Source organism: Acinetobacter sp. ATCC 27244 (assembly GCF_000156555.1).
In the GTDB taxonomy this organism is placed as follows: domain Bacteria; phylum Pseudomonadota; class Gammaproteobacteria; order Pseudomonadales; family Moraxellaceae; genus Acinetobacter; species Acinetobacter haemolyticus.
The window spans coordinates 5,593-16,621 of record NZ_GG665950.1 but is presented as its reverse complement, the minus strand read 5'-3'; the positions used below and the strand labels follow the sequence as shown (position 1 = coordinate 16,621).

The 11,029-nt window shown below is 37.1% G+C and carries 10 protein-coding genes and 1 pseudogene; 1 reads left to right on the top strand and 10 read right to left on the bottom strand.

Annotated features, from left to right (window positions below):
* The 9 genes from HMPREF0023_RS16645 to HMPREF0023_RS02165 form a co-directional block, all read right to left on the bottom strand.
* Positions 1-755, bottom strand: a 755-nt coding sequence (locus tag HMPREF0023_RS16645; RefSeq protein WP_190319059.1) for a hypothetical protein, incomplete at its 3' end; no start/stop codon positions are given.
* Between the two features lie 107 nt (positions 756-862).
* Positions 863-1,072, bottom strand: a complete 210-nt coding sequence (locus HMPREF0023_RS02200; protein WP_034437207.1) for a hypothetical protein — start codon at positions 1,070-1,072, stop codon at positions 863-865.
* Positions 1,073-1,208: 136 nt separating this feature from the next.
* Positions 1,209-1,625 carry a hypothetical protein gene (locus tag HMPREF0023_RS02195; protein WP_008941064.1) on the bottom strand — a complete coding sequence of 139 codons (417 nt, stop codon included), beginning with the start codon at positions 1,623-1,625 and terminating at the stop codon, positions 1,209-1,211.
* A gap of 1 nt (position 1,626) precedes the next feature.
* A complete protein-coding gene (locus HMPREF0023_RS02190) occupies positions 1,627-3,753 on the bottom strand; it encodes an integrase (RefSeq protein ID WP_008941063.1) in 2,127 nt (708 codons plus the stop codon).
* Complete coding sequence (locus HMPREF0023_RS02185; protein ID WP_017396153.1) at positions 3,746-5,302, bottom strand: site-specific integrase; 1,557 nt, start codon at positions 5,300-5,302, stop codon at positions 3,746-3,748. The genes HMPREF0023_RS02190 and HMPREF0023_RS02185 overlap by 8 nt, the downstream gene beginning before the upstream one ends.
* Positions 5,295-6,521 carry a site-specific integrase gene (locus HMPREF0023_RS02180; protein WP_008941061.1) on the bottom strand — a complete coding sequence of 409 codons (1,227 nt, stop codon included), beginning with the start codon at positions 6,519-6,521 and terminating at the stop codon, positions 5,295-5,297. Before HMPREF0023_RS02180 ends, HMPREF0023_RS02185 begins: the two co-directional genes overlap by 8 nt.
* A 155-nt stretch (positions 6,522-6,676) precedes the next feature.
* A complete protein-coding gene (gene ssb / locus HMPREF0023_RS02175; RefSeq protein WP_004641476.1) occupies positions 6,677-7,258 on the bottom strand; it encodes a single-stranded DNA-binding protein in 582 nt (193 codons plus the stop codon).
* Between the two features lie 51 nt (positions 7,259-7,309).
* On the bottom strand, positions 7,310-8,674 hold the full coding sequence (locus HMPREF0023_RS02170; RefSeq protein ID WP_004641478.1) for an MFS transporter: 1,365 nt from the start codon (positions 8,672-8,674) through the stop codon (positions 7,310-7,312).
* Positions 8,675-8,805: 131 nt separating this feature from the next.
* Positions 8,806-9,888: a DUF475 domain-containing protein gene (locus HMPREF0023_RS02165; RefSeq protein WP_004641480.1), complete on the bottom strand. Its 1,083-nt coding sequence runs from the start codon at positions 9,886-9,888 to the stop codon at positions 8,806-8,808.
* Between the two features lie 172 nt (positions 9,889-10,060).
* On the opposite strand from HMPREF0023_RS02165, the gene tenA reads away from it, so the two are divergent.
* Positions 10,061-10,735: a thiaminase II gene (tenA, locus tag HMPREF0023_RS02160; protein ID WP_008941060.1), complete on the top strand. Its 675-nt coding sequence runs from the start codon at positions 10,061-10,063 to the stop codon at positions 10,733-10,735.
* A gap of 151 nt (positions 10,736-10,886) precedes the next feature.
* Here the strand turns inward: tenA and HMPREF0023_RS16480 are convergent.
* A pseudogene (locus HMPREF0023_RS16480) lies at positions 10,887-11,029 on the bottom strand (DUF1304 family protein); the annotation flags it as partial.

Genomic DNA, 11,029 nt, shown 5'->3' with positions numbered 1-11,029 from the left:
GAATCTGGATAAAATTTTAATAATTTAGAAGCAATACTAGTCTGTAATTCCGTATTTTCAATAGATTCTGAAATTGAAAGTGCGAGTTCTAATTCCTCTTTAGTTTTTAGTCCATCTAAGGCCTTGTTAAGTAACTTTACTGTTAATAAATCACTTCCCTCTGAGTTTGTAATTTGAGCAAGTTTTATAAATCCACTGGCGTCGTAAATTGAATCATTAAAATCTAATGACTCAATTTCATTCACCGCAAGCTGTGTTAACCCAGCATTAAATAGAACTTGAATTTTCTGAATCTTCTTCTCAATTTCAAATGATTCAGGCAAGTCTTCAATACATTTTAGAGCCTGCCCCAATCTACCCTGTGCTAAAAATTTTGTCCAACTATTGATATTTTCCTTTAAAATATCTTCGGCATCATTTTCCCTTTTAATCCCCAATACTGCTAAATTTTTAATATTTTTTGTTTGTTCATTGAATGTCTGATGAAATGTAGGCTTTTCACCTGCATTCAATATAATGTAAATTTCTTTATTTTCTAATAATTTAGCAATTTTAAAAACTAAATCAGTAAGATGTGGAACCCATAAATCTTCAAAAAGTACTGGTACATTTTCTTGATTTTCCAAAGCATCTGATCGATATAACACAGCATTATGAACAATAACTATGGAGTTCGTTGGACTATCTTGTATTAATGATAAAAGTGTTGATATTTTCATATCATTTGGCAAGACGATTTTAAATCGCTCACTCAATGGTAATTCTTGATTAAATTTAAACCTTGAGTTTATTAATATTTCACAATCATTATATAATTTTTCTAAATCTAATTCCAGAGACAGAACTGGAGGTATTACAAGAATTACGCTTTCAAAACAAGAGGTATTATCTTTTTTTTAAATCTCCCTAAAAGGCTAACAATTATTTTTAAATGATTAATTGAGCGACTACAACCCATAAAAAAGACATCAATATTTCCAAATAAAATACTTTGCTGTGAGAGGAAATTATAAAGACCTTTACAAATTGCTTCATCATCAGTATTAATTATGGGCTTATTAGTAGCAGGCATATCAAAAAAACTCCATTTATATATTTCAAAAATACTTAAAAGAGCAAAATAAATCACCCATTTCTTATAAAGTAAATCATTAAACTACAATTGATGGAATCAACCAACTGAAACATGATGTTTTTTTATAATTAGATCAATCCGAACTTTTTTTGCTCATCGGTTCATTCAATTTAACAATACTTAGTCCATACTTGTGGGCATTGTATTGCCACACTACAAACTGTTCCAATAACATAGCGTTCTCTTTTTCCAATCTGGCATTCTTAGCTTCCAAAGCCTCAATTTTAGTTTGAGCAATTTTTAAACTAGCAGGTAATTTCTTTGCTGAATTACTTTTAACCTGTGTAGATTTTGGTTTTTTGCATTGATCATAGGCATTCTTTACCCGCACATATTTTTGTAAAGTTTGACGAGTTGGTGCAGGCACAAGTTCGAGCTGTAGCTCAATGGCCTGACATAGCCGCTCCCAAGTCAATTTCTCATCTAGAGGCCAATAATCAAGAAGCTCAACAATATTTTCGATGTCATGATCGGTTAAATGCTGTGCCATATCAAATCCATAAATCCATTTGCAATGCAGGACTGAGCAAATGTGGTTCATCCTCGATCTTTTTACGTTGAGTATTCTCAATAACAGGGATACGTTTACGACCTGCTTTTTGATATGCTAAATCGAGATGTGTAACATCTTCAGAAGGGGGCAAACTCAAAGGTGTTCCATCGGGAATGTTTGGATCATCCAGTAGAGTAATCATCTGTTCACAACGTTTAATTGTAAGCTCTCTAGTTTGCAACCAGACCGTTGCACCAGTAACATTTTTACTAACAGCCTCCTTATCCTTTGCCCATAAGATTTTTTCTTTTCTAAGTCGATCTTCAAGTCGTTTTTTCTTTTCTGCATTACCCTTAATACAGACATGCTCTGTACAATTAAGACAGTTTCTATACTTTAAGCAGGGTTCATCAATATAGGAATGTGTACAGAGACCAAACTCGGTAGTGTGCATGGACAATGTTGTTTTGGTATTTAGCTCTTGTAGAGTACGAGGTGTAGCGATCTGAAATGTAAATGCACTATCTGTATTTACTGTACCAACCTCATTTTTCTGCATCTCAATTAAGCCAAAATTACGATCTTCAACCGAAGTATGGTCATATACTCGATTTTGCTTCATATCAGCCCGCCCTGACCATTTAGCGAGTAACATGCTATCCATTCCATTGGTATTTGCTATCGTATTCAATAAATGTCGAAACTGATGGGTAGACATACTATAGTCACCATATCCCCACCGTTGAAAAATAGATTGGACATTTGATAACTCATCTTTTCCTCTTAATTTCTTTTTGGTTGGTGATAAATCTTCATTTAAAGTATCAATATGTGGTATCCATAATTCTGAGAAAATAGTCGCTTTATCACTATGGAATTGGTTTGCGAAACAACAAAATAAGGCTTCTGACCATTTAACCTGAATACCATTACCTGTTTTAAAAGGTATATAAGGAAAACCTTTAGGTAGTCTATTTCGCAGAATAATATTTAAATCATTCAGGCAGACTTCGTAATCACTAATAGGAATACCTCTAGTTTTTAAAAAGGTTATACCAGCATTACTCGCGTTATTCGAGTTTTCATAAGAAGATATATCCAACCCCATCGCTAATAGTACCTCAGAACGCTTTAAGAACTGATCATCAGGCACTTTAGGACAAAGCTCATGTCTTGGAAATTTATCACTTGTCTCAAGCAAATATGCTAAATGTCTAGACTTTTCTGACATCTTAATCAAACGTTCAATAGCCCGTTTTACCGTTGGGATCATGACACTTGGAATGTATTTAATGTCATGCCCATAATTTTTCTGAGCATACCACCTAATACCTAATACTGTCTCAATATTAGAACCATCTGCTGTAAGCCCTAAACTGCTCTTAGAAAGCGTTTGGACTTCTTCCTCGTGGATACAATTATGCTTTAGGAAAAATAGCTCTGATGCTCGTTCTGGCGCAGCTAGAAGCAAACTCACAGCACTGGTGACAAAAATATCTCTATCTGACAACTCTGAATCCTTTCGTGAGAAAATATCAGCTAATGCAAAAATCGCATCCTCATCTGGAAGTTTAGAAGCTCGATGTTCCTCTGACTCTGCATCTAACACAATTGATTTTTCAGAAGGCTTTTTAATTGGACTTTTCCAATCTGGTAAAGCAACTATTTTTAATTGGCGAAGAAAATCCAATAGAATCTTTAGTTGCCTACCAACATGATAAGCAGTACCCGCTTTATAGTTTACCTTTGCATTTTCAGCAGCTAAGTCAAAATCTGCAATAACCAATTTAGTTAAATCAACTTCACCATATCGGTCTAAACATATTTGTTCTATTGCTCGAATTGAAAGAATTGTATCTTGAGTTTTTAACTTACTATTAGTCCTTTGATACTTAACATACGCCTTGGCAAATTCTAGAATTGAATGATGCAAAAGATTTTCAGGTGATCTATCTTTGGATGAAATACCTGTTTTGACAAAGTTTACTTCGCCTTTCCAATAATTCTCATCAAATCTAATATCTTCATTTAATTCTGATAATTGTTTAACAAAATCAATAAACCGCTTAATTTCGGAGTAAGGAGATTGGATTTTGTCAGATGGAAAATATATTAAATTATCCATGATTAAACTCCTCACAGGCATCAATAACTTGCTGAACGGCAATAATTGTTCGATCATTCACGGCAGCGACTTCAAGGCTACACCCCATCGCAATTAGATCATCTCGTTCTTTTATTAATTGCTCTAGAACTAGATGGTGAGGTGCATTTGCCCAAGGCATAAACTTACTACACAGATAACATGCGATTGGTGCATAATCGTTACAGTATTGATGTGTACCACATGAGCCGACATCACAATCCTGTTCTACATAAGAAATTCTATTCGCATCTTTAACTTGTGATTGAGCCTCAATCTCATCCTTTACAACTTTTCCCTGAAAAGCATCTGCATATTTGCGTAAACTTTCATCCATGATAGATGATATTTGCTGTGCAATTTCAGGAATACTTTGCACATAGCAATGCGCATTCTGGGTGTCATGATGATCTAACAGCTTTGCAATAACATTCACGCCTGCTTTTTGCCTAGCAGCATTTGTACCAAGCGTGTAGCGAAACCGATATGCAGTTATATGTATTGGTTTACCAGTTTCTCTAGAACGGACTCCAAGCTTCACCACAGCATCTCTCAATATTTGAGTTAATTCAACAGTAGGTAAATGAACAATTTCCTTTGATAAAATTTCTGAAATTTCATTCTGATTGCCCCAATCCAGATTAGCTAATTTCTCAAAATCATAGAATAGTGGTAACTCTGCAAACTCTTGTTCAGATAACGCTCGCTTTATCTGTTTAGTTAATTTCTTCTTTAAAATTTGAATATGCTCAAATAGAATTTTCGCAATACTTTCACGAATTCCCACTTCACTAAAAGCAAATCTGAATCCACTAGCACCCCTAACTTTAGCTCTCGGAATGTTAAGGATATGAACTTCATTTGTATCATTAAAATTATATTTATCTGAAACGTATAGATCTTTCACCTTTAATCCTGCAATCTGGATGGGTCTTCTACCAGTCGCACAAAAAATACGAATTAAAGCAGCCTCATAATAGGAGATCTTATTTTCTGCTAAATATTCGTTGGTTCTAGTAATAATTGCTTGAAATTCAAATGAGCTAAATGGGCCTTCATCTGGATCAAGGGAAAGGACTGCTACTCCTTTGTCATTGCCACTTAATCTCCATGAGTCTATTAAATCGTAAATTTCACCATCTACTGAGGAATAACCCAAATCATAGAGTTTTTTTAAAAAAACTCTAAATTTTGCTAACTTATATTCGTATTTCTTATCATTATAATAGTTTTTATATTCTAAAATTCCTTTTAAAGTAATTTCTGACTCTCCTGTCAGATCGGGATACTTAAGTGCATAGCGGATCATTTCTGTAGCATGTGTGCTTGAGCTATATTTAGCAAAGTGTATAAAGGTATTTAAAACATCAGACCTAACTTCCTCCGAAAATTTCGAGAGATTCGACATATTTACTTGCTGATTAATATCTAACACCCATATATCATCATAAATATCAACTTTATAACCTTTAAATGAGGTAAAGGTATTTTGTAATTCATCGAAACTATCGATTTGAATTGATTTATTCATTTTCATCCTCAAATTTTTCTTGGATACTTAAAAAAATCTCTACAGCACGCTTATTCTCTGCACGTCTTGAATATCTTCTTGCACTTTGTGAGTTAGGTATCCATCCCATCAGATATGCACGATCATTTTCAACTTGTGATTCTGTTATTTTTCCTGTTTCCACTAGGATGTGTGACTTCTCAGAAAATTTATCATTCCAAGTATGTCTAAATGCATGAGCATGTACATTGAATAGAACAACTTTAGAAATTTCAGAAAAGATTTTATCTAAGGCATTGATTGATAAAGGCTGGCCTTTATTTGATAAAATCAAAAAGTCTGTTAGCTCTGCATTAGGTACTGTTGACCTATAATTTAAAATATAAGTTTCTAATTTTTTCTTCAGATTTTGATTGACTGCAATTGATCGACTTCTAGTTTTAACCAAAGGTTGATATAGCCTAGAATCACTTACATCATGAGGATTACGCTTAATAGTAAGATACGATGTACCACCTTGAGAAGGGGTTATATCTGTAAGCTTTAAATTTAATAATTCACCTTTACGACATCCAAGATATAAAAACAAATAGATAATTAGCTCATTTCTATAAGTAAGATAATCTGATGTCCAGATACGATTCTGATTATCAGGATCAACCGCCTTGAAAATTTTATTTAATTGATCACTATCAAAAGATTTGTATTCAGACTGAATATCCATGGACTTACGAGGTCTACGAGATTTTAACAAACGTTTTGTACTTGTTATTGCTGATGAATGAAGATGAGTCTCAAACCATCCAATATATTCAGCAAAATTAGTTAACCGCCGATATATTAATTGTTTAGATACATAGTCCTGAGTAACAACCAATTTTGCTCTAGATCGCTCTTTATTATTACTTTTTGGAAAACTTATGATCTTTTTTTTTGAATCTGCCCCACCTAATCGACTACGATTGAAACTGGTTAAATTTACTATAGCTTCTATTTCGTTTAGTTTTAAAAAATCTTTACTTTTTATCCTTTGTTCCAAGTCAATTCCTAACTTATCCAACAACTGAAACAGCAACTTAATATCTTCCAGAATAGCTGTAATAGTATTGATTGATTGACCACGATTTCTTAAATGAATGATCGTATATAAATTTGGATAAGTCATAGGAACACCATCACTATTCAAAAGAACAGCAAATCTTTCACCACTACTCATTACAAATCTTTTAACAGACATCATAGTTAAATTTAACAAAATATCTAAGTATTAAATATCATAAGATATAAGTAAAAAAATTTACAGAACCATTTCTAGTATCTGTAAATTTTATTTGTAACTAACTACTAATAAAGAATAATTTAATAAACTTTACAAAACATAGTCTCTAGGGTGTACTAGAATGGCAAATCATCATCTAAATCAGCAGGTGCTGTCGCAGCAGGTTGTGGTGCAGACTTTGGTGTATTAAAACCATTACCCGCTTGTGGATTGCCTGCATAATTGCCTTGATTACCACCATTAAAACCACCACCTTGACCATAACCATTTTGATTGTTGTTATGACCTGTATTTTGGTAACCACCGCCTTGATTATTGTTAAAACGTGGTTGATTGAAATCACCACCGCTTTGTTCACTTTGCTGACGTGAATCAAGCATTTGCATTTGATCACCGCGAATTTCAGTGCTGTAGCGCTCTTGACCATTTTGGTCAGTCCATTGACGGGTACGTAGTGAACCTTCGATATAGACTTTAGAACCTTTGCGAAGATATTGCTGTGCAATTTCACCTAAACGGTTATGCAATACAATACGATGCCACTCTGTTTGCTCTTTACGTTCGCCTGTATTTTTATCTGTCCACGATTCACTTGTTGCAATCGAGAACTGTGTTAGCGAGCCACCATTCGGAAAAGTCTTTGTTTCTGGATCTTTACCCAAAGTACCGACTAAAATAACTTTATTCACACCACGCATTAGCTGTCTTCATCCTATCTATTTCTATGTTTTACTTTATAAGAGTTATGCTTAAATGGCTACCTCTTTGCCAATCAAGTGCGTTAAATCTTGTCGCCCAGCATCATCTAAACACTGTTTATCGACCTTAATATAAGCAACTTGTTGTTCGGGCATCACCACCACTTCTTCAATACCACGAATTGCCAAAAGTTTTGAAGTCCACTCGTCCGTTTCTTGCATTTCAGGCAGTGCAAGCACTACTGAAGTTAAATAACGCGGCTGAGCAAGACGAAAACTAATCAGCAGCCATAGTATAGCAATGACCGTGAGCACACTCCAACCCAGTGCAGTATTCTGTAACATGATCAATTGACCACCTAAAATCCCGCCACAGAATGCCCCTAAAAATTGGGCACTGGCATTGATCCCCATGGCGGTGGCTTTAGATTGTAAGGGTGCAGATTTAGACAGCCATGAAGGCAATAAAGCCTCCATCACATTAAACGCAATAAAGAAAATCCCCAAACCTGCAAGTAATACATATTTTGATTCATAACCAAAAATCAAAATAAATAAACCAACAATAATCCCTGCAATAGCGGAGAGAAAAATGCCACGCATTTTACGATACTTCTCTGCCACGATAATGCTTGGAAATGCAAAGAACAGACTGATCAACAATAATGGTAAATAAACCCAACCATGTTGTGATAATGGAATTTGAGCATACTCAATCAACTGCGAAGGCACATAGATAAACATGGCCGTTAACAGCAAATGTAAGGCAAATACAGAAATGTGCAGTCGATTCAGGTCGGCCATCTGAATCACTTGTTTAAGCTGTGGCAAATAACCTTGCTGGAAGTTGCGATGATGACGTGTGACTTTGGGAACCAGTAAGAGCATGACAATTGCAATCAAGCCCATTAACGTGGTCACCCAAAATAAGCCTGAAATCCCAACCAAACTGGTTAACCAAGGCCCTAAACTAAAGGCAACCACAAAGGATAAACCAATACTCATACCCATAATCGCCATGGCTTTGGTTCGCTGTTCTTCACGTGTGACATCTGCCAACAGTGCCATCACCACAGCTGAAACAGCCCCAGCCCCTGCGATCGCACGGCCAATAATCACGCCATAAATCGTTTCAGACATCGCCGCAATCGCACCACCCAAGGCAAAGAGTAATAAGCCAAGTACCACCAATGGCTTACGGCTAAAGCGATCGGCAAGCAAACTGAATGGAATCTGTAACAGTGCCTGAGTCAGCCCATATACCCCGACAGCCAAACCAATCAATGCAGGCGTTGCATATTGATAAGACTGCCCTGCAACTGCAAATACAGGGATAATCATGAACAAGCCCAACATGCGTAAGGCAAAAATGCTACTTAAGGCAAAGGTTGAACGGCGTTCTAAAGCATTCATCATTTTAAGACACTAAAACTGGCTGAACGGATTATAAGCCATCCGCTCGCAAAGCGTTGAAAAAAACATAACCAAAAAACAAAAAGGGACGTTACCGTCCCTCATCATCTTAGTCGTTTGAACTGAATCCAAACTTAAGAGAGTTGCTGCTGTCGCTTACTATACTGTATCGAGGCAATCACCGCCCAAACAATAAAGGCAACGCCAATCAAACCTGTCACAACTTCTGGCACATGTAAACCTGTACCACTTGCAATCATGATAAATGCTAAAGCACCAATCGCATAATGCGCACCATGCTCCAAGAAGATATAGGCATCCAATGTGCCTTTTTCGACTAAATAAATGGTCATGGAACGGACAAAGATTGCACCAATTGCAAGACCCAACATAATGATCACGACATCACTGGTAATCGCAAATGCTCCGATCACGCCATCAAAACTGAATGATGCATCGAGCACTTCTAAATACAAGAAACCACCAATCCCTGCTTTTACCACACCCTTCGACGCACCATCTGCACCTTGCGTCACAGCATTGCCATTGTCGTCCACCTCAGGCTCACCACCCAATAAGTGGCTCAGAACTTTCACACCGATGTATACCACGATGCCCCAGATGCCCGCCATGGTCACCACCAGACGCTTTGCTTCGTCCACATGTGCCGCCATGATCAACATCGCCACCAATGCAATAAAAACTGACATCGCAGGCACACTGGCTAAATGTGCCAGTTTGGATTCAATCCAACGGAACCAATGGGTTTCTTTCTCATCATCAAAAAAGAAGTTTAAAAACACCATGAGTAAGAATGTCCCACCAAAGGCTGCGATCTCAGGATGATGCTCCATTAAACGTTCAGAGTAGGACTTCGGATCATTGAGCGCCAATTTCACCACTTCCATCATGCCCATATCAGCAGTGACAGCAACAATCAAAATCGGGAAAATTAAACGCATGCCGAATACAGCAACGAGAATACCAACGGTGAGGAACAACATCTTCCAGAAGTGATCCCAATTGCGCAGGACGGATGCGTTGACCACAGCATTATCAAAAGATAAAGAAACTTCCATAATCGCCAAAATGACGGTAATGGTGAGTGCCTTTAACATGGTTGAAATGCCAGCTTCTGGGCCATGGGTATAACCCCAATACGCAGACAGTGCTAAACACACAATGGTGAAGAATATGGAAAAACGGAAATGCTTCATGAGCTGCCTTTTAGACAAAATTATTGGGTTATAAAAATGGCTCTATTGTAGGCGAGTTTTAACCGAAAGATAGAAAAGATTGTTGGACTTATTTGCAGATTCAAGCAGCATAAAACGGACTTCTGTTATAGTTTGGACAAAATTCATTTTTATCATTCTGCAGGTTCATTTCATGGCATTTTCACAAGCGCTTTGGCAGCAAAACCACGATTTATACCAAAAAATATTAGCCCTTCCTTTCAATCAAGAACTAGCAGCGGGCACATTAGATCCAAAAGCATTTTGCCACTATGTGATTCAGGACGCGCATTATTTATTGGCGTATGGTCGTGCACTCGCGATCGCTGCAGCCAAAGCCTATGATGCCGATGATGTGATTCAATTTTCCGAAGCGGCAAAGATTGCCATCATTGTTGAACGTAGTTTGCACAATGATTTTATGCAAGAATTCCACATTAGCAAAACTGAGTTTGAAAACACACCTTTAACTTTGGCTTGCCATCACTACACCTCTTTCTTGACCGCCACAGCATGGTCAGAAAGTTATCCCGTGGTTTTGGCAGCATTACTGCCTTGTTTCTGGATCTATGCCGAAGTCGGTAAGGATATTGTCAATCAATCTGTCGCCAACAATCGCTACCAAGCATGGATTGATACCTATGCAGGTGAAGAGTTTAATACTGCCGTAGCAAATGTGATTGCGACTGTAGATAAAGTTGCCGCGCGTTGCGACCCAGATACTTTAGCGAAAATGCATGCAGCCTATACCATGGGCGCAAAACTCGAATGGTTGTTTTGGGACAGCGCCTATCAGCAACGTCAATGGTTAGGTCTCGACCAAACCTAAGCCGTTCAGTTATTTTTTAGTTTTTAATCGACATAAAAAAGCCCCAATTAAGGGGCTTAGTCGTATATCGTATCGTCCGATATACTGTATGAGGCTCATCTCAAACTGAGGGCATTAAAACACAAAGCTCAAACGCTGCATAGCACCCGCATTAAAATAAATTGACGACAATTAAAGCGACCAAGGCAGGCAGTGCTTGGATATAGATAATCTTCTTACTGGCAGTCAACCCACCAAAATTCCGGCCACCAACACACAACCTAAAAAGAATTCGCCAAGGCAGTGCATAGTTTC